Consider the following 22,176-nt stretch of genomic DNA (forward strand, 5'->3'; position numbering starts at 1 on the left):
ATCTCCACCTGGGTACCGGCGGTGGTGGTCGAGTCCGGTACGTCCGGGCACGTGTCCGCGCCCACCGGTCGCAGCTCACCGGTCACGTTGGTACCGCCGCCACCGCTGGTGCCGCCCGCGACCCGGTACATCACGATGCAGCCCGTAAGCGAACGCTCCGGTCTTCCTGATCGCGGCCACGGTGGTGGGCGTCAGGGCTCCTGGGGTGACTCTCCCCTCGGGGACAGCGCGCCCGAGAGGATCCACAAAGAACTCTCAGACATCCCATGTCCCCTAGTGATTCCACCGGCCCTTCACACTGTCAATAGACATGTCTCCCTCAATCGGGACCCGATCCATCCCATGTTTCCTTTGCGCTGGTCAACCCGCCGTGACGGTATGCCTGGTGGTCACCACTGGCTGCAAGGCCGCCCGCACCAAGCCACTCACGTCGGCGAAGACGCCGGTCACCAAGGAACCCCAGCCGGCGCGCGGCTGGGGTTCTCCGAAGCGGTGAGTACCGGTCAGCAGGTGGAAGTCGCCCACGCCGTAAACCGCTCGTCTACGCGCCGGTAGACCGCACCTGATCGCGATTCACCGTGGATCAGGCAGGTTAGCGCCGGAGGGTAAGGACGCCCGGCCGCCAGGGCAGTTGATCGTAGGGGCCGCCCGCGGAGGGGGTCTTGCCCTGGTAGAGGAACTGCAAGTTGCAGGGGTCGATGGTCATGGTCTGGTCGGGGTTGTTGCGGACCAGGTCACCGTGGCTGATGTCGTTGGTCCACGTGGCACCGCTGTTGGCCTTGCCCGCGAAGGGGTTCCCTTCGCTGCTGGCCTGCGGGGTCCACGAACCGCTCAGGCTGGAGGCCGTGAACGAGCGGAAGTAGCGCCCATTCGCACCGATCGCCTCGACGATCATGAGGTACTGGTTCTGGTCCTGAAGCTTGTAGACCTGCACCCCCTCGAACAGGTTGTTCCTCGAGTCGCTCATGACCGTCGTGTACGACGAGCCGAAGTTGCCCGGGAAGTTCGCGATCGGCATGCTCGCTCGGTAGATCTTGCCGTTGTCACCGGCGAAGAACAGGTACATGTTCTGGCCGTCACCGATCAGGGTCTGGTCGATCGGGCCGGTGCCGGAGCCGGAGATGCTACCGGTGAACAGTGGCTGCGGTGAGGACCAGCCGTTGGGGTTGGTGGGGTCGCTCGACGTGCGATAGATGAAGGGCCACGCACCCCACTGGTACGCCAGCACCCAGATGTTCTTAGGTGCGAAGTAGAACAGCGTGGGCGCCACCGCGGCCTGGCTCATCCCGGTCTGGCCGGCCGATGCCATGTCCGACCAGTTCGTGAAGGGGCTGAACCTCATCGAGCCGTAAGACGATCCCGACACGTTCGACGCGTAGACCAAGTGCTTGCCGTTGTACACCACGTTGGTGAAGTCCTTCAGCGAGACCCACCCGTTCGCCGGCTGCGCCAACACACCCGTCGACGTCCACCGGTACGTCGACGGGAGAGGACATGCACTGGTGGCCGCCTGAGCCGGGTTGGCGACGAGCGTCGCCGCCAACGAAACCAGGGCCGCAACCGCGGCGGCGAGCATCACGGACAGACGTTTGCGGCTGAAACTTCCTCCACGCATGAGGACCTCTTGATTCTTGAGCAAGCGGTTCCGGTCGGCCCCGTCAGGGCTGTCCGGACTGTCGATGGGGCCCTGGACGCGGCCGGTGGCGGCCGCCGGCGCGCGACGACGGCAGGTCTGATGAGGCCATGACATATCAGGGGTGTGCTCCTTGTGTCTCCGTCATTTCGATGGGTGTGACCCGGAGATGCCCTGCTGTGCGGGTGGAGCAGCTCTGCCTTGTTCGTGATGTCGAACAAAGGCCGAAGTGTCGAGCAACCTGGATGGTAGGGGACCAGTGAGCCGCGTCAATACCCCTCGCAAGGTCGCGAGCAGCGTCGAGATCTCTCGCAATCCTTGCTTTCACCGCAACCACCGGCCACGGCTCCTCCGACGGCTCGTCACACACCAGGCGCGCGGACGTGGTCAGCGGTGTCGCGGCACGAGCCAGGACGAGAAAGGACTGCTCCAGTGTCGGCGACGGCTGAAAAAGTGGACCAGTAGCGACGCTTGAAAGTTGACCCCTCCAGGGGTCTGGCTCGTTGAGTCAGGCCGGGAGGAGTGGTGATCAGCGTGGAGGACTGGGCGGAGATCCGCGACCAGGGCCGTTACCTCGGTGGCCGGCCACCGTATGACTACCGGCTGATGGACGCCGGTCCACGCCCCAACCGAGCACTGGCTCGCCGTGGCCTGCGCATCCAACGCTTGGACATCGACCCGTACTGCGGGCCGATCGTGTCCTGGATCTTCACTCAGCGCCTGGCCCGGCACAGCATGGCGCGCATCGCCCGTGCTCTGAACGATGCCGGCATCCCTTGCCCGTCCGCTGCCGACCCCGGCCGCAACCCGCACCGGAACGGTCAGCGTTGGGTGCTGCCCACGGTGCGGGCAATCCTGGCCAACCCCCGCTACACCGGCCACCAGGTCTGGAACCGCCAGCGCACCGACCACGACCTGATCGATGCGGCCAACACCACTCTCGGACACCGCGACGTGATGCGGTGGAACACCCCTGCCGACTGGATCATCTCGGCCCAGCCCGCGCACCCGGCGCTGGTCAGTGAGGCCGACTTCATCGCCGCCGCTCTCGTCGGCCGATACTGTCGCGTACCTCCGCAGCGAGGCGATCTCGCTGACCTATGACCCGGCGGCCAGATCTCTGACCGCAGACACCACACGAGCAGAAAGGATCACGATCGGCTGCCCCGGAGCCCGACCACCGAACCCCTTGGCGAAGGAGACGCCCAGGAGAGAGCCGAAACGACAAACACCCGCGTCCAGCTAAAACGGAGGCGGGTGCCGGTTCCGCCTGCCCTGGAAACGGGCAGTGCGGGGGAAGGTTGTGTCCGAGGGGGGACTTGAACCCCCACGCCCGATAAAGGGCACTAGCACCTCAAGCTAGCGCGTCTGCCATTCCGCCACCCGGACAAGGTGTGCCCCGCGGTTCCCCGCGGCGACATGGACAACGATACCAAGGTTTTGGGGTGCGTTTCACCNAAGGTGTGCCCCGCGGTTCCCCGCGGCGACATGGACAACGATACCAAGGTTTTGGGGTGCGTTTCACCAGCGTATGTGTGCCGCCCAGCCCCGCGACGACCTGCGGTGACGTGGAGGGTGGGCGGGGTGTGAGCACACGGGGTCACGGAGGGTGACGAGGGCGCGGTTCTCGCGGGGCCGCCGGCCCGTGGCGACTTGATCGAACGATTGACGTACACCCCCTGGACATCGATCGGCCGATGCGGGATAACGGGTTTCATACAGCATAACGTCGACTGTATGCAATCCACGCGAGACCCGACCCCTACGAAGGGACGCGATTCGCCATGCCCGACGACAGCCAGGACCTCATCTCCGGCGGGCACTTGGTCGCCAAGGCGCTCAAAGCGGAGGGGGTTGACGTCATCTACACCCTCTGCGGCGGCCACATCATCGACATCTACGACGGCTGCGTCGACGAGGGCATCGACGTCATCGACGTGCGCCACGAGCAGGTGGCCGCGCATGCCGCCGATGGCCACGCACGCATTACCGGGAAGCCCGGGTGTGCGGTGGTCACCGCCGGGCCGGGGACCACCGACGCGGTGACCGGGGTGGCCAATGCCTTCCGGGCCGAGTCGCCCATGCTGCTGATCGGCGGGCAGGGGGCGCATACGCAGCACAAGATGGGGTCCCTCCAGGACCTTCCGCACGTCGACATGATGGCGCCGATCACGAAGTTCGCGGCGACCGTGCCGGACACGGCGCGGGCCGCGGACATGGTGTCGATGGCGTTCCGGGAGTGCTTCCACGGGGCGCCGGGGCCGTCGTTCCTGGAGATTCCGCGCGATGTGCTGGACGCCAAGGTTCCCGTCGAGAAGGCGCGGGTGCCGAAGGCGGGGGCGTATCGGGCGTCGACGCGCGGCGCGGGCGATCCGGAGGCGGTCGAGAAGCTGGCCGACCTGCTGGTGCACGCGGAGAAGCCGGCGATTCTGCTGGGGAGTCAGGTGTGGACGTGCCGGGCGACCGATGCCGCGACCGAGCTGGTGCGGACGCTCAATGTGCCCGCGTATATGAACGGGGCGGGGCGGGGCACGCTGCCGCCCGGGGATCCGCATCACTTCCAGCTGTCGCGCCGGTACGCGTTCGCAGGCGCCGACCTCATCGTGATCGTCGGGACGCCCTTCGACTTCCGGATGGGGTACGGGAAGCGGCTGTCGCCCGATGCGACGGTGGTGCAGATCGACCTGGATTACCGCACGGTCGGCAAGAATCGGGATATTGATCTCGGGATAGTGGGTGACAGTCATCAGATTCTGTCAGCCGTCACCCAGGCGGCGTCCGGCCGTCTCAACGGTGGGGCCCGCAAGCGCAAGGAGTGGCTGGACGAGCTGCGCGCGGCCGAGCAGAAGGCGATCGAGAAGCGGCTGCCGCAGTTGCGGTCCGACGCCTCCCCCATTCATCCGTACCGCCTGGTCAGCGAGATCAACGACTTTCTGACCGAGGACTCGATCTACATCGGCGACGGCGGCGACATCGTCACGTTCTCCGGGCAGGTCGTGCAGCCCCGGACGCCCGGCCACTGGATGGACCCGGGGCCGCTGGGGACGCTCGGCGTCGGGGTGCCGTTCGTGATGGCGGCGAAGCAGGCCCGCCCCGACAAGGAGGTGGTGGCGCTCTTCGGCGACGGCGCGTTCTCGCTGACCGGCTGGGACTTCGAGACGCTGGTCCGCTTCAATCTGCCGTTCGTCGGCATCGTCGGCAACAACTCGTCGATGAACCAGATCCGTTACGGCCAGAAGGCCAAGTACGGCGACGCCCGCGAGCGGATCGGCAACACCCTCGGCGACGTTCCGTACGACCAGTTCGCGCGCATGCTGGGCGGCTACGGCGAGGAGGTGCGGGACCCGGCCGACATCGCGCCCGCGCTGCGGCGCGCCCGCGAGTCCGGCAAGCCGTCGCTCATCAACGTCTGGGTCGACCCGGACGCGTACGCCCCCGGAACGATGAACCAGACCATGTACAAGTAGAGGGGCCCGCCAACCATGACCAAGGCTCTGGAGGGCGTCCGCGTCCTCGACATGACGCACGTACAGTCCGGTCCGTCCGCCACCCAGCTGCTCGCCTGGCTCGGCGCGGACGTCATCAAGCTGGAGTCCCCGACCGGTGACATCACGCGCAAGCAGCTGCGCGACATCCCGGACGTCGACTCGCTCTACTTCACGATGCTCAACTGCAACAAGCGGAGCATCACCCTCAACACCAAGTCCGAGCGCGGCAAGGAGATCCTGACCGAGCTGATCCGCCGCAGCGACGTGATGGTGGAGAACTTCGGGCCGGGCGCGGTGGACCGGATGGGCTTCACCTGGGAGCGCATCCAGGAGATCAACCCGCGGATCGTGTACGCCTCGATCAAGGGGTTCGGCGAGGGCCCGTACACCAAGTTCAAGGCGTACGAGGTGGTCGCGCAGGCCATGGGCGGTTCGATGTCCACGACCGGCTTCGAGGACGGGCCGCCCCTGGCGACCGGCGCCCAGATCGGCGATTCGGGCACCGGGGTGCACTGTGTGGCGGGCATCCTGGCCGCGCTCTACCAGCGCACCCGCACCGGGCGCGGCCAGCGGGTCAACGTGGCCATGCAGCACGCGGTGCTCAATCTGTGCCGGGTCAAACTGCGCGACCAGCAGCGGCTGACGCACGGGCCGCTCACCGAATACCCGAACGACAGCTTCGGCGACGAGGTGCCGCGCAGCGGCAACGCGAGCGGCGGCGGGCAGCCCGGCTGGGCGGTCACATGCGCGCCCGGCGGCCCCAACGACTACGTGTATGTGATCGTGCAGCCGGTCGGCTGGGAGCCGATCACCCGGATCATCGGGCGGCCGGAGCTGGCCGAGGACCCGGAGTGGGCGACGCCGGAGGTGCGGCTGCCGAAGCTGGGGAAGATGTTCCAGCTGATCGAGGAGTGGTCCAGCACGCTGCCCAAGTGGGAGGTGCTGGAGCAGCTGAACGCCCACAACATCCCGTGCGGGCCGATCCTGTCCACCAAGGAGATCGTCGAGGACGCCTCGCTCGCGGCCAACGAGATGGTCGTCCGCGTCGACCACCCCGAGCGCGGGGCGTTCACCACGGTCGGCTCCCCGCTCAAGCTCTCCGACTCCCCCGTCGAGGTCGACCGGTCCCCGCTGCTGGGGGAGCACAACGCGGAGGTGTACGGCGAGCTGGGGATCGGCGATGAGGACGTGCGGCTGCTCAAGGCGAACGGGGTGATCTGACGGTGAGCACGCAGGACAGGACGTATGACACGGACGCCGTACGCGCGGTGCTGGACGCCGCCCGCGCCGAGGGGCGCACCGCGCTGACCGCGCCCGAGGGCAAGCGGATCACCGACGCGTACGGCATACCGACCCCGGCCGAGGGGCTGGCCGAGTCCGCGGATGCCGCGGTGGCGCTCGCCGACCGGATCGGCTTCCCGGTGGTGCTGAAGATCGTCTCGCCGGACATCTCGCACAAGACGGACGCGGGCGGGGTACGGGTCGGGCTGGGCTCGGCGGCCGAGGTGCGCGGGGCGTACACCGCGATCGTCGCGAACGCCCGCGCGTACGACCCGACGGCGCGCATCCAGGGCGTGCAGGTGCAGCAGATGGTGCCCGGCGGCGGGCAGGAGGTGCTCGTCGGCGCGGTCACCGATCCGACGTTCGGGAAGGTGGTCGCCTTCGGGCTCGGCGGGGTGCTGGTGGAGGTGCTGAAGGACATCACCTTCCGGCTGGCCCCGGCGAGCCGGGACGACGCGCTGTCGATGCTGGACGGGATCCGGGCCGCCGAGGTGCTGCGCGGGGTGCGGGGCGGGGAGCCGGTGGACCGGGACGCGCTCGCCGATCTGATCGTGCGGGTGTCGGACCTGGTCGCGGACTTTCCCGAAGTGGCCGAGGTCGATCTCAACCCGGTCTTCGCGACCGGGAGCGGGGTGCTCGCCGCCGATGTGCGGCTGTTGCTCGGCGATGACGCGCCACCGGCCCGCCGCCGCTACTCCCGCGAGGAGATCCTGGGCGCGATGCGGCGGCTGATGCGGCCGCGTTCGGTGACGGTGATCGGCGCCTCCAACGAGCCGGGCAAGATCGGCAATTCGGTGATGCGCAACCTCATCGACGGCGGCTTCCCCGGCGAGATCCACCCGGTCAACCCGAGGGCCGACGACATCCTGGGCCGCAAGGCGTACGCGTCGGTGACGGACGTGCCGGGCGAGGTGGACGTGGCGGTCTTCGCGATCCCCGCGAAGTTCGTACCGGCCGCGCTGGAGGAGGTCGGCCGCAAGGGCATCCCGAACGCCGTGCTGATCCCGTCCGGCTTCGCCGAGACCGGCGAACACGAGCTCCAGGACCGGATCGTGGCCATCGCCGAGGAGCACGGCGTCCGGCTGCTGGGGCCGAACATCTACGGCTACTACTCCACCTGGCAGGACCTGTGCGCCACGTTCTGCACCCCGTACGACGTCAAGGGGCCGGTGGCGCTCACCTCGCAGTCCGGTGGCATCGGGATGGCGATCCTGGGCTTCGCGCGGACGACGAAGACCGGCGTCTCGGCGATCGTCGGGCTCGGCAACAAGTCGGACGTGGACGAGGACGATCTGCTCACCTGGTTCGGCGAGGACCCGAACACCCAGTGCATCGCGATGCACCTGGAAGACCTCAAGGACGGCCGCGCCTTCGTGGAGGCGGCGCGCGCGACCGTGCCGAGGAAGCCGGTGGTGGTGCTGAAGGCGGGCCGTACGGCGGCGGGCGCGCGGGCCGCCGGGTCGCACACCGGGGCGCTGGCCGGGGACGACGCGGTGTACGACGACATCCTGCGGCAGGCCGGGGTGATCAGGGCGCCGGGGCTGAACGAGATGCTGGAGTACGCGCGGGCGCTGCCGGTGCTGCCGGTGCCGCAGGGTGACAACGTCGTCGTCATCACCGGAGCCGGGGGCTCGGGGGTGCTGCTGTCGGACGCCATCGTGGACAACGGGCTGTCGCTGATGGAGATCCCGCCGGACCTGGACGCGGCGTTCCGCCGCTTCATCCCGCCGTTCGGCGCGGCCGGGAACCCGGTGGACATCACGGGTGGCGAGCCGCCCGCCACGTACGAGGCGACCATCCGGCTGGGCCTGGAGGACCCGCGCATCCACGCGCTCGTCCTCGGCTACTGGCACACCATCGTCACCCCGCCCATGGTCTTCGCCGAACTGACCGCGCGGGTGGTGGCGGAATTCCGGGAGCGCGGCATCGCGAAACCGGTGGTGGCCTCGCTCGCGGGCGACACCGAGGTCGAGGAGGCGAGCCAGTACCTCTTCGAGCGCGGCGTCGTCGCCTATCCGTACACCACGGAAAAGCCGGTGGCCGCGCTGGGCGCGAAATACCGCTGGGCGCGGTCGGCGGGACTGCTCACGTAACACCACACCCGTTCCGCGAGCACGAAGAGCTGGGACAGGGGGCGCCGGCCGGGTTACTTCGAAGCCAAGGGGACGCACATGAGCACAGCAGAACGACCGGAAGGGACAGCCGCTTTCCGGGAGGTACAGGACAAGAAGGGGCGCGTGTACCGCGTCGGCGAGACGGACCGCGACATCCTCGGCTTCAACCGGAAGCTGATGGTGTATCTGCCGTGGATCGCCATGATGGCCATCAGCGTGTCCGAGTACGCGTACGGATCCGCGGAGGACACGCTCTCGGAGGCCCACGGCTGGACCCAGAGCAACACCTTCTGGATCCTCAGCGTCTGGGTCTTCTTCCAGGCCGGGATCGCCTTTCCGGCGGGCTGGCTGCGGGAGAGGGGCATTCTCACCGCCCGGCGGGCGATGCTGACCGGGGCGGGGCTCTGCCTCATCGGCTTCCTCGCCTTATCGCATCTGGACGACGTCTTCGCCGCGATCTGCGGCTTCGGCGTCATCGGCGGGCTCGGCTCCGGGCTCGTGTACGCCACCTGCATCAACATGGTGGGCAAGTGGTTCCCGGAGCGGCGCGGGGCGAAGACGGGATTTGTGAACGGCGGCTTCGCCTATGGCTCGCTGCCCTTCATCTTCATCTTCAACTACTGGTTCGACACGGGCAATTACCACGGGGTGCTCGACTTCATCGGCGTCTATGTGCTGGCCGTCGTCGCGCTCTGCGGCTGGTTCTTCAAGGACCCGCCCAAGAACTGGTGGCCCGCGCACATCGATCCGCTCACCTTCGGCGGCAACGCCAAGAGCGCGCGGAGCCTGGCGAAGAATCCGCCCGCGGTGCGTCAGTACACGCCCAAGGAGGCCATCAGGTCGGGGATGCTGCCGCTGATGTGGCTTTCGCTCGTGCTGACCGCCGGGGTGTCCATCTTCGGCATCTCCTTCCAGGTCGACTACGCCAAGGAAGTGGGCTTCGGCCCGCTGGTCGCGGCCTCCTCGATGGGCATCATGTCCGTCATCAACGGCGTGGGCCGCGGATTGGTGGGGTGGCTCTCGGACTTCTGGGGACGCAAGCCGACCCTGGTGTTCGTCATCGTGGTGCTGGGGCTCGCGCAATTCGGGGTGATCTGGGCGGGCAACATCCGCAGCGAGTGGCTGTTCCTGTTCTTCGCCTTCCTCTCCGGATTCGGCGGCGGCGCCTTCTACCCGATGTTCGCGGCGCTGACCCCGGACTATTTCGGCGAGAACTACAACGCCACCAACTACGGCCTGGTGTACAGCGGAAAGCTGATCAGCGGGCTGTTCGGCGGCGGACTCGGCTCGATGGTGGTCGACGACTGGGGCTACGACGGGGCGTACGCGCTCGCGGGCGGCATCTCCATGCTGGCCGCCGCGGTCGCCCTGCTGCTGCGCCAGCCGGGCCGGACGCGGGTCCGGGACATCGCCCCGAACCCGCAGCCGATCAGCCGCGAGGCGGTGTGAGTCATCCGCATGCTCAGTCGCCGCAGCGCCCCGTGCGCAGATAGCGGGCGGAGCGGCGGGCGGTGGTGAGCGAGTCGGCCGGGTTGTCGTGCTCCACCATCCAGTGGTGGTTCCGGCGCCCCCCGTGGGTCCTGCCGACCTTGCCGAGGAACCGTACGTAGTCGATGTCACCGTCCCCGACGTCAACCATGCGGTAGCCGTCGGGGACGGTTTCGTCGCGCTCGCCGTCCTTGACGTGGAACAGCGGATAGCGGTCCGGGTCGGCCAGGACGTAGTCGAGCGGTTCGAAGGGCGCCGGGGTGCCGTCGGCGCGTTTGCCGAAGCGGTGCTGTGCGACGTACGCCCAGTAGATGTCCATCTCCAGGTGGACCAGCTCCGGGTCGGTCTCGGCGAGCAGTACGTCGTAGAGGCGGACGTCCGGCCGGTCGGTGGCGAAGGAGAACTCCTCGGCGTGGTTGTGCTGGTAGAACTTCATCCCGCGCGCCTTGGCGGCCGCGCCGTAGGTGTTGAAGTCCTCGGCGCAGCGCTTCCAGCCGTCGACCGTCGTGCCGTAGCGCCAGGGGCCGGACGCGGTGCCGACGTGCGGCAGGCCGAGGGCCTGGGCGTCGTCCAGCACCTTGGTGAGGTTGGTGGCGAAGGTGTAGGCGTTTGGGTCGTCGGAGTAGTAGCCGACGTGGCTGCCGATGCCGCGCAGCCCGTTGTCGCGCAGCAGCCGCTTCAGCTGCTTGAGGGTGATGGCGCCCGCCGCCCCTTGGGTGTATCCGGCGAACTCCACCTGGTCGTAGCCGTAAGCCGCCAGTTCCTCGAAGACGCGGGCGAAGCCGAGGGACTGCACCTGGTCGCGGAGGGTGTAGAGCTGGATGCCGAGGTGGCCGCGCGGCACGATCGGGCCGCCCCTGCCGCCGCCGGTGGCGTGCGCGGTGGTGGTGCCGAGCAGGGTGGCCGCGGTGGCTCCGGCGGCGACGCCGAGGAATCTCCGGCGGCGGAGGGCGGCGGCGAGTTCCGGGTGCTGGGCGCTTGTCACGTGCGTGTCTCCTGTCGGTTGGGTCAGGTGTTGTCGAGACCGGCGAGGCGGAGGAGCAGCGATTTGACGTCGGTGGCGGCCACCCGGCCGGGCACGGCGTCCGGCCGGGAGCAGAGGAGCACCGGCCCGTCCTCGTCCCGGTCCGGCAACCGGCCGTGGCTGCCGCGCACCGGGGACGGATCGAGCGGGACGACGGCCATCCGGTAGCGCATCCCGAGCTTCTTGCGGGCCAGCGCGGTGGCCGCCCTGACGCGTACGTACGGGTCGACGGGGTCGAGGAAGAGTTCGGCCGGGTCGTAGCCGGGCTTGCGGTGGATGTCCACCAGCCGGGCGAAGTCGGGCGCGCGGTCGTCGTGCAGCCAGTAGTAGTACGTGAACCAGGCGTCCGGCTCGGCCACCGCGACCAGTTCCCCCGCGCGGGGATGGTCCAGGCCGTGCGCCTTCTTCCCCTCGTCGTCGAGGAGTTCGGCGAGCCCCGGCAGGCCGTCGAGGGCGGCCCGGGTGGCGGCCAGGTCCTCGGCGCGGCGTACGTAGACGTGCGCGAGCTGGTGGTCGGCGACCGCGAACGCGCGGGAGGCTCCCGGGTCCAGGTACTCCATGCCGTCCTGGGTGTGCACCTCCAGCAGCCCCGCGCGGCGCAGCGCCCGGTTGATGTCCACGGGGCGGGACACGCGGGTGATGCCGTACTCGGACAGCGCCACGACCGTACGGCCCTGAGCCCGCGCATCGTCCAGCAGTGGTGCGAGGGCGGTGTCCAGCGCGGCCGCGGCGGCGTGCGAGCGGGGGTCGTCGGGGCCGTGGCGCTGGAGGTCGTAGTCGAGGTGGGGGAGGTAGGTGAGGGTGAGGTCGGTGGGGTGGTGGCGCAGGATGTGGCGGGTGGCGTCGATGATCCACTGGGAGGAGACCAGATCGGCCCCCGGGCCCCAGAAGTGGAACAGGGGGAAGGTGCCGTGGGCGGCGGTGAGTTCGTCGTGCAGGGCGGGCGGCCGGGTGTAGCAGTCGGGCTCCTTGCGGCCGTCGGCGTAGTAGACGGGGCGCGGGGTGACGGTGATGTCGGTGTCCGCGCCCATCGCGTACCACCAGCAGATGTTGGCGACCGTGTAGCCGGGGTGGGCGCGGCGGGCCGCGTCCCACAGCTTGTCGCCGCCGACCAGGCCGTTGTGCTGCCGCCACAGCAGGACGTCGCCCTGCTCGCGGAAGTACCAGCCGTTGCCGACGATGCCGTGTTCGGCGGGGGTCGCGCCGGTGAGGAACGTCGACTGGGCGGCGCAGGTGACGGCGGGCAGCACGGTGCCGAGCGGGGCGTACGAACCGGAGTCGGCCAGGGCGCGCAGCCGGGGCATGTGGGCGAGCAGGCGCGGGGTGAGGCCGACGACGTCGAGGACGAGGAGGGGGGTGGGCTTCCCCGGGGCGCTCACGGCAGCTCCTTGAGGCCGAGGTCGGTCAACAGGTCGCGCGCCAGGGCGAGTTCGGCGGCGATGCCGTCGGCCAGCCGGTCGCGGTTGCGGGGCCGCAGCTCGGGCGGCAGCGCCTGCCAGGTGTACGTCTCGACCTCCAGGTGGCGGGTGAGCGGCGCCGGGCCGCCGACCAGCCGGGCGAGGGTGTCCGTGAGGACGGGCAGGGTGGAGGTGAGCGGCGGCTCGGGCGGGGCGTGCAGGGGCACGTGGAAGTGGGAGCGCCAGGGGGCGGTGGTGTCGAGCCCGTCCGGCGCGAGGGCCTGGTCGAGGTCGTCGGTGCCGCGCACGCCGTCCGCGGGGGTGCGGGTGCGGGTCTGGTGCAGGAAGCGCGGCTCGGCGAACGCGGCCAGGGCGGTGCGTACGGCGGGGCGGTGCGGCTCCTCGGCGTGCAGCGCGGCGGACAGCTGGGCCTTGACGACGGGAACACCGGCCGCGGTGAGGGCGGCCGTGGCGGTGTGCGGGTCCTCGAACTGCGTCGCCAGGTGGCAGGTGTCCAGGCAGAGGCCGATGCGGCGGCGGGGTGCGCCCTCGGGGAGCGCGGTGAGCGCGTCGATGGCCTGGGCGGTGGTCTCGACGGTGCAGCCCGGCTCGGGTTCCAGGCCGATGCGGATCGAACGGCCGGTGAGGTCCTCGAGGGCGTCGAGCCGCGAGGCGAGCGTGGTGAGGTGGCCGAGCGCGGCCCGCCGCCGGTCGGGGTCGAACGGGGTGCGCCAGGCGAGCGGGAGGGTGGAGACGCTGCCCTCGGTGACGTCGTCCGGGAGCAGGGCGGCCAGCAGCCGGGCGAGGTGGCCGGTGTGGGTCAGCCGCTCGGTCTCCGTCCAGTCCGGCCGGTACACGCGGTACTTGACCTCCTCGGCGCCGAACCCCTCGTACGGGAAGCCGTTGAGGGTGACGACCTCCAGACCGCGCCGGTCGAGTTCGGTGCGCAGCCGTCGCAGGGCGGCCGGGTCGGCGGTCAGGGTGCGGGCGGCGTCGCGGGCCAGCCACAGGCCGATGCCGAGCCGGTCGCGGCCCAGGCGGCGGCGTACCGGCTCGCAGTGGTGGCGGAGCTGGTCCACGACGCCGTCGAGGTCTTCGGCGGGGTGGACGTTGGTGCAGTAGGCGAGGTGGACGGTGGAGCCGTCGGGGTGGCGGAAGCGCATGGGGTCACCGGCCCTTGGTCGTGACGGGCGCGCCGCGGAGGATGGAGTTCCCCTCGTGGGTGGCGTGGGGTGTGGTGTCCTCGACGTCGAGGTGCAACCGCCCGCTGAGCCCGTAGAACGCCACCGGGTTGCGCCACAGCACCTGGTCGACGTCGTCGTCGGTGAAGCCCGCCGCCAGCATCGCCTCCCCCACGTGGCGTGTCTTCAGCGGATCGCTGCGGCCCCAGTCCGCGGCGGAGTTCACCAGGATGCGGGTTTTCTCGGTGGCGTATTCGCGCAGGACGCGCACCATGCGGTCCGGGTCCATCTTGGTGTCCGGGTAGATCGAGAACCCGAGCCAGCAGCCGCTGTCGGTGGCCGCCCTTACGGTGGTCTCGTTGAGGTGGTCGAGCAGGACGCGGTCGGTGGGGAGGGCGGATTCGTGGACGACGTCGAGCGTGCGGGCCAGGCCCGCGGCCTTGTCTCGGTGCGGGGTGTGGACGAGGGCGGGCAGCCCGTGGTCGGCGGCGAGCTGGAGCTGCGCGGCGAGCGCGGTGTCCTCGGCGGGGGTCATCGCGTCATAGCCGATCTCGCCGACGGCGACCACGCCGTCCTTCACGAGATAGCGCGGCAGCTCCTCCAGGACGGGGAGGCAGCGGGGGTCGTTGGCCTCCTTGGGGTTGAGGGCGAGCGTGCAGTGGTGGGCGATGCCGTGCTGCGCGGCGCGGAAGGGTTCCCAGCCGAGGAGGGCGTCGAAGTAGTCGTAGAAGCTGGCGGGCGAGGTGCGGGGCTGGCCGAGCCAGAACGACGGCTCGACGAGGGCGCGCACGCCCGCGGCGTACATGGCCTCGTAGTCGTCCGTGGTGCGGGAGGTCATGTGGATGTGCGGGTCGAAGATGCGCATCAGGGCTCCTCGGGGGTGGTGTGGGCCAGGACGCGGGTCAGATCCGGGGGCACGTCCCGCCCGGCGGCGGTGCGTTCGCGCGCGTAGTCGGTCAGCATGCGGGCCAGCTCGGCGTCGCCCCGGGCGCGGGCGGGCCACTCCGCCACGGCGTCCAGGGGCACCCCGGTGAACAGGCACTTCAGTACGGCCTGCCGCCAGCCGTGCGCGTCGAGATGGCGCGCCGCGTACGGGCCGACAGCGGCGGCCACCAGACGGGTGTCGTTGGTGCGCAGGGCGTCCTCGACCAGGGGGAGGGCCTCCGGGCCGATGTCTTCGACATGGGCCAGTGCCAGGAGGACGGCCCGGCGCTCGGCGGCCGTGCCGTGCGTGTAGAGGCGGGTGAGCGTGGGGATGTCGGGGCGGGCCGCGTGGAGGAGCAGGACGCGGGTGGCGTCGGCGAGTTCGCCATGATGGCTGCGGCGGCAGTGGCGGGCCGCGGCGGCGAAGTCCGCCTCCCAGTGGGGAGTGGTCGCCGCCTCGGCGAGGGCGCGGTCCAGCCACGCGGCGGCGTCGGGATCCAGGTGGTCGCGTACGGTCGTGCGCAGGTCCGCGATCAGCACGCGACGCCTCCCCTCGCGGCCGTGAGCTCCGCCGCCTTGAGGTACGCCAGGGAGGAGCGGGCCAGTTCGGACCCGGCGTGCGAGTGGCGGGGCAGCTCGACGCCGACCAGACCCCGGTAGTCCATGGCGCGCAGCGCCTCCAGCACCGGCGGGACGTCCACCTCGCCCTCCCCGAACGGCAGATGCTCGTGCACACCGCGCCGCATGTCCTCGATCTGCACATGGCGGATCCACGGCGCGGCGGCGCGTACGCAGTCGGCGGGCGGGGCCGGTTCCAGGCACTGGCAGTGGCCGATGTCGAGCGTCAGCCCGAGCGCGGGCGGATCGCCCAGCTCCCGGCGGAGCCGGTGAAACCCGGCGAGATCCGCCAGCAGATGCCCCGGCTCGGGCTCGACGGCCAGCGGGACACCCGCGGACGTGGCGGCCTCCAGCACCGGCTGGAGGGCATCGCCCAGCCGCCGCCACGCGGTGTCCTCCGCCGTCCCCGGCGGGCGCACCCCGCTGAAGCAGTGCACCGCGTGCGCCCCCAGCTCCGCGGCCACCCGCACGGCACGCACCAGAAGATCCACCCGGGCGGCACGGGCCCCGGCGTCGGGATCGAGCAGCGTGGGGTGGTGCTTGCGGCCCGGGTCGAGCACGTAGCGGGCCCCGGTCTCGATGGCCACGGTCAGCCCGAGCCGGGCCAGTCGCTGCCCGACCCGGCGGGCGCGGGCGTCCAGATCCGGGGCGAGGGGGTCGAGGTGCATGTGGTCGAGCGTCAGCGACACCCCGTCGTAGCCGAGGTCGGCGAGCAGGGCGAGGGCATCGTCGAGCCGGAGGTCGGTCAGCCCGTTGGTGCCGTAGGCGAAACGGAGGTCGGCGGCGGCCGGTGTCGGGATCGTCATGTCGGGCTGACCTTTCTGGACAGTCGCCGCGCAACGGGCATCAGCAGGAGCAACCCCATCCCCGCCCGCCCCGCCCCGGCCCGCGAGGCAAGCGCCGCCTGAAGCGGGATCATCGCCCGGATGCCACCACCGACGGCGCGCTGGAGGAGGTGGGGAGAAGGGTTGAGCGCGGCGTGCGCGAGGGGGCGAGCGACGGTGGCGAGGTAGGTGGCGGCGAGCGCGGCGGCGCGCACCCTCGTGGTGGTGCGCCCAGGGCTTGTCGTTGTTGCGCAGGTGATCGCCGCGGACGTGGCCAGGGCCGTCAGGGGGGCCTTCGACGAGCCGCCGGTCGTCTCGTGGCGGGAGACACCGGTCACGGCGAGCGTGTGCGCGCCCAGGAGGGCGGCCGGGGCGACGGCCTGGCGGGCGACGGGGGCGTAGGTGGCCGTGGCGCCCAGGAGCAGGTCCAGCGAACGGGCCGTGGCCATCGCGTACGGGCCCGCCGGGGTGTTCTTCAGCCCCAGGTCGTACGCCCACACCGTGCCCGCCAGGGCCGCGGCCGTGGCGAACGCCCGGCGGCCCGCCAGCGCCGCGCACACCAGCCCCGCCCCCGTCAGGCCCGTCGCGGCGGTCAGGGCTGCGGCCGGGGTGATCCGGCCCGATGGCAGGGGGCGGCCGGGGCGTTCGACGGCGTCGAGGTCGCGGTCCGCCCAGTCGTTGAGCGTCATGCCCGCCTCGTACAGGCACAGCGACGCGCCCACGGCGAGCGCGGTGCCGCGGTTCGGGGCGGCCCGGGTGGCCGCCGCGCCCGCGAGGGCGTCCCCGGGGACCGTGAACAGGGCGGAGACCCTGAGCAGTTCCGCCCAGGCGCGCACCGACGTCACGACCGCTCCCGCAGCCGGGCGGCGAAACCGGTCAGGGCCGCGTACTGGTCGGCGAGGCCGGACGGGCCACCGTCCGGGTCCTTGAAGTAGAAGCCGAGTTCGGTGAGCGGCCCGGTGAGACCCGTCTCGTGGGCGCGGGCCGTGAGGCGCGCCAGGTCCAGCACGAGCGGCGCGGCGAGCGCCGAGTCGCAGCCCTGCCAGATGGTCTGGAGGACCATGCGGGAGCCGAGGAAGCCGTCGAACGCGACGTGATCCCACGCGGTCTTCCAGTCGCCGAGCGCGGGCACGTTGTCGATGTGCAGGTCGCCGTCCGGGAGTTCGCCGAGGGTGTCGGCGAGGACCCGCGCCTTGCCCGCGTTCTTCGCGGTCGCGGCGGCGGGGTCGGCGAGCGCGGCGCCGTCGCCGCCGCCCAGCAGGTTGGTGCCGGACCACGCCCGTACGGGCAGCGCGCGCTGCGCGAACATCGGCGCGAGCACGGACCGCAGCAGCGTCTGCCCCGTCTTGCCGTCGCGCCCGGCGTACGGCAGTCCGGAGCGGGCGGCCTCGGCGTGGAGGCGGGGGTGGTGCAGCCCAGTGGACGGGGTGAAGTTGACGTACGGGCACCCGGCGCGGAGCGCGGCGCAGGCGTAGAGGGAGCTGGGCGGCAGCCGGTCACCGTCGGTGGGGACGGGTTCGGTGGAGGCGACGTTGACGACGACCACGCGGGCGAGGTCGTGGTTGCGGCGGAACGCGTCGAGGTCGTGGGCGAAGGCGTCGATCAGCGCCTCGTCGCCGCGGGTGTCCCCGGGCTGCGGGCCGCCGGGGCGGATCGCGTCGTCGGCGGCGGTCAGTTCGGCGCGTACGGCATCGGGGAGCCCGTACGGCAGCACCCCCTCGGCGGCCAGCGCCTCGGCGCGCTTGGGGAGCGGGGTGGTGGCGGTGTCGTGGCCACCGAAGACCAGATCGCCGAGCGCGGGCAGACCGCTGTCCGCGAACGGCGCGGTCTCGGTCACCATCCCGGTCGCGGGCTGGAGCCCCGCCGCGACGGCGGCACACCCGACGACGGCGGTGGTGGCGACCGATCCGCGCGCGCCGATGAGCCACATGCCGGTGCGGAGACCTTCGCCCGGGGTGCCGGTGGGGTGTTGGCGGGGGTTCGGGGTGTCGGGGCCGGTGGTCACGGGCTGCCTCCCGGGTGTGACGGTTGCGCGGATACGCGGGTACGCGGTGGTCGCGGAGTGGTGCGGGGTACGGCGCGTTGCTGCGGGCGTTGCCGGGGCCGTAGGCCCCCGCGGCGGCGGGGAGGAGGCGGCGTACTCCTCCCCGCCGCCTGATGCCGCCCTACGGCTCCCCTCGGGCCGTTGGGCGGCCGATCAGGGCCGGTCGGGTCCGTCAGGACGGCGGGAGTTCCTTGACGCGGATGTTGCGGAACGCGACCTCGTCGCCGTCCCCGTGGTTCTGGATGCCGATGTGGCCGCGGCGCAGGCTGCGGGCCGGGTCCTGGTTGGTGAAGTCGTTGATCCGTACGCCGTTGAGCCAGACCTGGAGCCGTTCGCCGCGCACCCGGATCTCGTACGTGTTCCACTCCCCCGGCGGGTTCAGCGCCGCGTCCCGCTTCGCCAGGTCGGCGGACTGGAAGCCGTACACCGCGCCGGTGGTGCGATCAGGGGCGTCCGTCGCGTCGATCTGGACCTCGTACCCGCGGTCGACCGCCGACCAGGGGTCGTCGGAGGCGGGGAAGCCGACGAAGACGCCGGAGTTGTCGTCCCCGGCGGCCCCGGCCATCCGCCAGTCCAGCTTCAGGGAGTACGACCGCAGCTCCCGCGCCTCGTACCAGAGCAGGCCCATGCCGCCCGCCGAGGTGAGGGTGCCGGTGGCCGGGTCCAGGGCGAAGGCGCCCGGTCCGGCCTGCTTCCAGCCCGCCACCGACGTGCCGTCGAAGAGGGGCCGGTAGCCGCGCTCCGGGCGGCAGTCCGCCTGAAGAGCACCGGTGGCGTAGCGGATGCCGCCGAGCAGGTGCTGCCGGAAGGCGGGGTCGGCGTAGGACTCCTTGGTGTGGCCGAGGCCGGTGTAGAAGGCGCGGCCGCCGCGGTAGTCCTGGCACCAGGCGATGGGGTGGTCCTCCCCCATCCCACCGCCCTCGTAGGAGGTTTCGTCGAGGGTGGCGAGGATGTGGGCCCGGTCGCGCGGGTTGCTGCGGTAGTCGTACCACTCGTCGGTGCGCTGCCAGGCCGGGCCCAGGTGCGCGGTGGCCGGGTGGGCGCGGTCCTCGACGGCGAGGGTGGCCTGCTGGATGGCGGGGTGGGTCTTGAAGTACGCGCCGACGAGGCCGCCGTAGAACGGCCAGTCGTACTCGGTGTCGGCGGCCGCGTGCACCCCGGCGAAGCCGCCGCCCGCCCGGATGTAGCGCTCGAAGGCGGACTGCTGCGCGGCGTCCAGGACGTCGCCGGTGGTGGAGAGGAAGACGACGGCGTCGTAGTGGGCGAGGTTGGCGCGGGTGAAGGCGGCGGCGTCCTCGGTGGCGTCGACGGCGAAGCCGTGCTGTGCGCCGAGTTCGCGGATGGCGGCGATGCCGTCGGGGATCGCGTCGTGGCGGAAGGCGGCCGTCTTGGAGAAGACGAGGACGCGGTCACCCCGGGGCGCGGGCGCGCCGGAGGCCGCCGCCGGGGGCAGGGCCGTGGCGGCGAGCAGCAGGGCGGCCACGGCGGATGCGCGTAGGAGGGCGAGGCGGGGTCTGGAGCGGCGGGGGTGCGGGGGCATGGCCGGGTACTCCTTCCTCCGGGTGCGGACCCGGGCCCGGGGCGGGCGGGCGTGCCGCCGCCCCGGGCTGCGGGCGGGCGGTCAGCCGGTGCCGATGGTGAAGTCGTCCACGTCGTACAGCGCTCCCGCCCCGCCCTTGAAGACGAGGTAGAGCGTGGTGGTGCGGGCCGGGGGCTTCCGCAGCGCCGCCTTGACGTCCTGGAACGTCTCCCAGCCGCCGGTCACCGGCACGGTGGCCCGGCCCAGCAGCTGCCCGGTCGGGGAGCCGGCGCGTACGTCGAGGGTGCCGCCCGCGCCCGCGGAGGAGACGCGTGCGGTGAAGTCCTTGGCGTTGCCGAGGAGATACGGGGTGAACGCGATCCAGTCGCCGTTGTCGATGTCGCCGACCGTCTTGCCGCCGTTGGCCGGGGCGTGGCTGATGATGGAGACGCCCTGGGAGTCGTCGTAGTGCTCGGCCTGGCGGTGGCGGGGCTGGACGACGTTCTGGTCGTGGGTGGTCAGCGACGGCTGGCCGCCCCCGCCGTTGTCGGTGTACTCGGCGTCGAAGACCCCGAAGATGTTGGCGTTGGGGTCGTGTTCGCTGTCGGCGCTGGTCTTGAGCGTGCCGGAGCAGCCGGTGGCCGAGGTGATGGGGTGGCCGTGGCTGTCGTGGCCGAGGACATGGGTGACCTTGACCTTGGCGCAGTCGATGGTCCGGTCCTCGGGGTCGGTCACCTTCACCTTGAACGGCACCTCGTCGCCGAAGGTGAACAGCTGCCCGTCACCGGGGAGTTGAAGCGTCACCGTGGGGGCGGTGTTGCCGACCGTGAGGTGCACGCCGGCGCTGCCGCTGCGGCCGGTGGGGTCCGTGGCGGTGACGGTGGCGGTGTAGGTGCCGTTCTTGGTGTACCGGTGGGTGGGGTTGGGCGCGGTGGAGGTGTGGCCGTCGCCGAAGTCCCAGCGGTACGTGAGCGTGTCGCCGTCGGCGTCGGCGGTGCCCGCCGAGCTGAACGCGACCTTCATGGGCGCCTTGCCGGAGGTGCGGTCGGCGGCGGCCTCGGCGATCGGCGAGTAGCCGTCGGTGGCGTTCTCGATGCGGTAGAGGGCGGAGTGTTCGTCGCCGCCGAACCAGTTCAGCCCGTAGTCGAGGACGTACAGCGCGCCGTCCGGGCCGAAGGCGGAGTCCATCACCTGGGTGCCGGTCCACGGGAAGTCGTTGATCTTCTCCACGGTGCCGTCGGCGCCCTGCTCGATCCGCTTGATCCACTGGCGGCCGAACTCGGTCGCGAAGAAGTCGCCGTCGTAGCCTTCCGGGAACTTGACCGGCGAGTCGAGCGAGGCGTCGTAACGGTAGACCGGGCCGCCCATCGGCGACTCGGAACCGGTGCCGAACTCGGGCACCGAGTCGTTGTCGTACGGGATCCAGGCGGGCTGGGCGGGCGGCAGGTCGGTCAGCCCGGTGTTGTGCGGCGAGGTGTTCTTCGGCGCGGCGCAGTCGAAGGCCGGACCGGAGGTGCCGGTGGCGAAGTCGTAGTCCCGGTACGGCTTGTTGTCGCCGACGCAGTACGGCCAGCCGAAGTTGCCGGGCTTGGTGACACGCGCGAACTCGACCATGCCCGCCGGGCCGCGGTTCGGGTCGGCGGCGCCCGCGTCCGGCCCGTAGTCGCCGACGTAGATCGTGCCGGTCGGCTTGTCGATGTTCATCCGGAACGGATTGCGGAAGCCCATCGCGTAGATCTCGGGACGCGTCTTCTCGGTGCCGGGCGCGAAGAGGTTGCCGTCCGGGACGGTGTACGAGCCGTCCGCGGCCACCTTGATACGGAGGATCTTGCCGCGCAGGTCGTTGGTGTTGCCCGCGGAGCGGCGCGCGTCGTAGGCCGGGTTGCGGTCGGGGCGCTCGTCGATGGGGGTGAAGCCGTCGGAGGCGAACGGGTTGGTGTCGTCGCCGGTCGAGAGGTAGAGGTTGCCGTCGGCGTCGAAGTCGATGTCGCCGCCGACGTGGCAGCAGGTGCCGCGGGATGCGGGGACGTCGAGGATCTTCTTCTCGCTGGCGGTGTTCAGGGTGCCGTCGGTGTTGAGGGTGAAGCGGGACAGGCGGTTGACGCCGTCGAACTTCGCGAAGTCGGCTGCCGTGCCCTCGTTGGGGGCGTCGCCGGCGGGGGTGTCCATCGGGGGCGCGTAGTAGAGGTAGATGGCGCGGTTCTCCGCGAACCCGGGGTCGATGCCGACGCCCTGGAGCCCCTCCTCGTCGTGCGAGTAGACCGGGAGCTTGCCCGACACCTTGGTGTCGCCGCCCGCGTCGGTGAGGCGGAGGGTGCCGTCGCGGGACGTGTGCAGCACCGAGCGGTCGGGGAGGACGGCGAGCGACATGGGCTCACCGGTCTCGGCCGCGCCCTTGGCGAGCGTGACCTGCTGGAACTTCTCCTCCGCCTGGTCCGCTCCCGCTGGTGGGGATGCGGTGAACGCGAGCCCCGCGCCCACGAGCAGGGAGCTCGTGAGGAGCGCGAGGGAGCCGCGCAGTCCATGCCGTTTCCTGTGCACGCTGATCCTCCGGGAAAAGAGGGGGTGTACGGACGGGGGCCGTTGGCCGCCCGACCTGGCACAGGCGCGCGCCGTCGCGCCGTTCGGTGACCGGTTCGGG

The 22,176-nt window shown here is 71.2% G+C and carries 15 protein-coding genes, 1 tRNA gene and 1 pseudogene; 5 read left to right on the plus strand and 12 right to left on the minus strand.

The features are described 5' to 3' along the window. Nucleotides 1-592 precede the first annotated feature (592 nt). Nucleotides 593-1,495: pseudogene (locus EEJ42_RS08680) on the minus strand (non-reducing end alpha-L-arabinofuranosidase family hydrolase); the annotation flags it as partial. 663 nt (nt 1,496-2,158) lie between these two features. On the opposite strand from EEJ42_RS08680, the gene EEJ42_RS08685 reads away from it, so the two are divergent. Continuing rightward, nucleotides 2,159-2,737, plus strand: a complete 579-nt coding sequence (locus tag EEJ42_RS08685; RefSeq protein WP_246096244.1) for a recombinase family protein — start codon at nt 2,159-2,161, stop codon at nt 2,735-2,737. A gap of 200 nt (nt 2,738-2,937) precedes the next feature. Here the strand turns inward: EEJ42_RS08685 and EEJ42_RS08690 are convergent. After that, a tRNA-Leu gene (locus EEJ42_RS08690) sits at nt 2,938-3,022 on the minus strand. A 395-nt stretch (nt 3,023-3,417) separates the two neighbouring features. Here EEJ42_RS08690 and EEJ42_RS08695 point away from each other — a divergent pair. The 4 genes from EEJ42_RS08695 to EEJ42_RS08710 all read left to right on the plus strand — a co-directional run bounded on the left by EEJ42_RS08695 (nt 3,418) and on the right by EEJ42_RS08710 (nt 9,965). Beyond that, a complete protein-coding gene (locus EEJ42_RS08695; protein WP_123099390.1) occupies nt 3,418-5,100 on the plus strand; it encodes a thiamine pyrophosphate-binding protein in 1,683 nt (560 codons plus the stop codon). Nucleotides 5,101-5,115: 15 nt separating this feature from the next. After that, nucleotides 5,116-6,342, plus strand: coding sequence for a formyl-CoA transferase (gene frc, locus EEJ42_RS08700; protein WP_123099391.1), 1,227 nt, complete (start codon nt 5,116-5,118; stop codon nt 6,340-6,342). A 2-nt stretch (nt 6,343-6,344) separates the two neighbouring features. Beyond that, entirely contained in the window at nt 6,345-8,495 is a 2,151-nt protein-coding gene (locus EEJ42_RS08705) for an acetate--CoA ligase family protein (RefSeq protein WP_123099392.1), read from the plus strand. A gap of 78 nt (nt 8,496-8,573) precedes the next feature. After that, complete coding sequence (locus EEJ42_RS08710) at nt 8,574-9,965, plus strand: OFA family MFS transporter (RefSeq protein ID WP_123099393.1); 1,392 nt, start codon at nt 8,574-8,576, stop codon at nt 9,963-9,965. Nucleotides 9,966-9,978: 13 nt separating this feature from the next. Here EEJ42_RS08710 and EEJ42_RS08715 read toward each other — a convergent pair whose 3' ends face one another. The 10 genes from EEJ42_RS08715 to EEJ42_RS08760 all read right to left on the minus strand — a co-directional run bounded on the left by EEJ42_RS08715 (nt 9,979) and on the right by EEJ42_RS08760 (nt 22,076). Then, nucleotides 9,979-10,989: a sugar phosphate isomerase/epimerase family protein gene (locus EEJ42_RS08715; RefSeq protein ID WP_123099394.1), complete on the minus strand. Its 1,011-nt coding sequence runs from the start codon at nt 10,987-10,989 to the stop codon at nt 9,979-9,981. A 23-nt stretch (nt 10,990-11,012) separates the two neighbouring features. Beyond that, the gene (locus tag EEJ42_RS08720) at nt 11,013-12,407 is read right to left on the minus strand and encodes an alkaline phosphatase family protein (RefSeq protein ID WP_123099395.1); all 1,395 of its coding nucleotides are present in this window, start codon (nt 12,405-12,407) and stop codon (nt 11,013-11,015) included. Further along, nucleotides 12,404-13,588: a metabolite traffic protein EboE gene (eboE, locus tag EEJ42_RS08725; protein ID WP_123099396.1), complete on the minus strand. Its 1,185-nt coding sequence runs from the start codon at nt 13,586-13,588 to the stop codon at nt 12,404-12,406. The genes EEJ42_RS08720 and eboE overlap by 4 nt, the downstream gene beginning before the upstream one ends. Nucleotides 13,589-13,592: 4 nt before the next feature. Further along, nucleotides 13,593-14,471 carry a TatD family hydrolase gene (locus EEJ42_RS08730; protein WP_123099397.1) on the minus strand — a complete coding sequence of 293 codons (879 nt, stop codon included), beginning with the start codon at nt 14,469-14,471 and terminating at the stop codon, nt 13,593-13,595. Beyond that, on the minus strand, nt 14,471-15,064 hold the full coding sequence (locus tag EEJ42_RS08735; RefSeq protein ID WP_425472863.1) for an EboA domain-containing protein: 594 nt from the start codon (nt 15,062-15,064) through the stop codon (nt 14,471-14,473). Before EEJ42_RS08735 ends, EEJ42_RS08730 begins: the two co-directional genes overlap by 1 nt. After that, a complete protein-coding gene (locus EEJ42_RS08740; protein WP_123099399.1) occupies nt 15,064-15,954 on the minus strand; it encodes a sugar phosphate isomerase/epimerase family protein in 891 nt (296 codons plus the stop codon). Before EEJ42_RS08740 ends, EEJ42_RS08735 begins: the two co-directional genes overlap by 1 nt. Next, entirely contained in the window at nt 15,951-16,817 is an 867-nt protein-coding gene (locus tag EEJ42_RS08745; protein ID WP_123099400.1) for an SCO3242 family prenyltransferase, read from the minus strand. The genes EEJ42_RS08740 and EEJ42_RS08745 overlap by 4 nt, the downstream gene beginning before the upstream one ends. Continuing rightward, nucleotides 16,814-17,902, minus strand: a complete 1,089-nt coding sequence (locus EEJ42_RS08750; protein ID WP_123099410.1) for an inositol-3-phosphate synthase — start codon at nt 17,900-17,902, stop codon at nt 16,814-16,816. Before EEJ42_RS08750 ends, EEJ42_RS08745 begins: the two co-directional genes overlap by 4 nt. A gap of 286 nt (nt 17,903-18,188) precedes the next feature. Next, on the minus strand, nt 18,189-19,556 hold the full coding sequence (locus tag EEJ42_RS08755; RefSeq protein WP_123099401.1) for a ThuA domain-containing protein: 1,368 nt from the start codon (nt 19,554-19,556) through the stop codon (nt 18,189-18,191). 81 nt (nt 19,557-19,637) lie between these two features. Then, a complete protein-coding gene (locus EEJ42_RS08760; RefSeq protein WP_246096246.1) occupies nt 19,638-22,076 on the minus strand; it encodes a PQQ-dependent sugar dehydrogenase in 2,439 nt (812 codons plus the stop codon). Between the last annotated feature and the right edge of the window lie 100 nt (nt 22,077-22,176).

Origin of the sequence: Streptomyces botrytidirepellens (genome assembly GCF_003721215.1) — a bacterium.
In the GTDB taxonomy this organism is placed as follows: domain Bacteria; phylum Actinomycetota; class Actinomycetes; order Streptomycetales; family Streptomycetaceae; genus Streptomyces; species Streptomyces himastatinicus.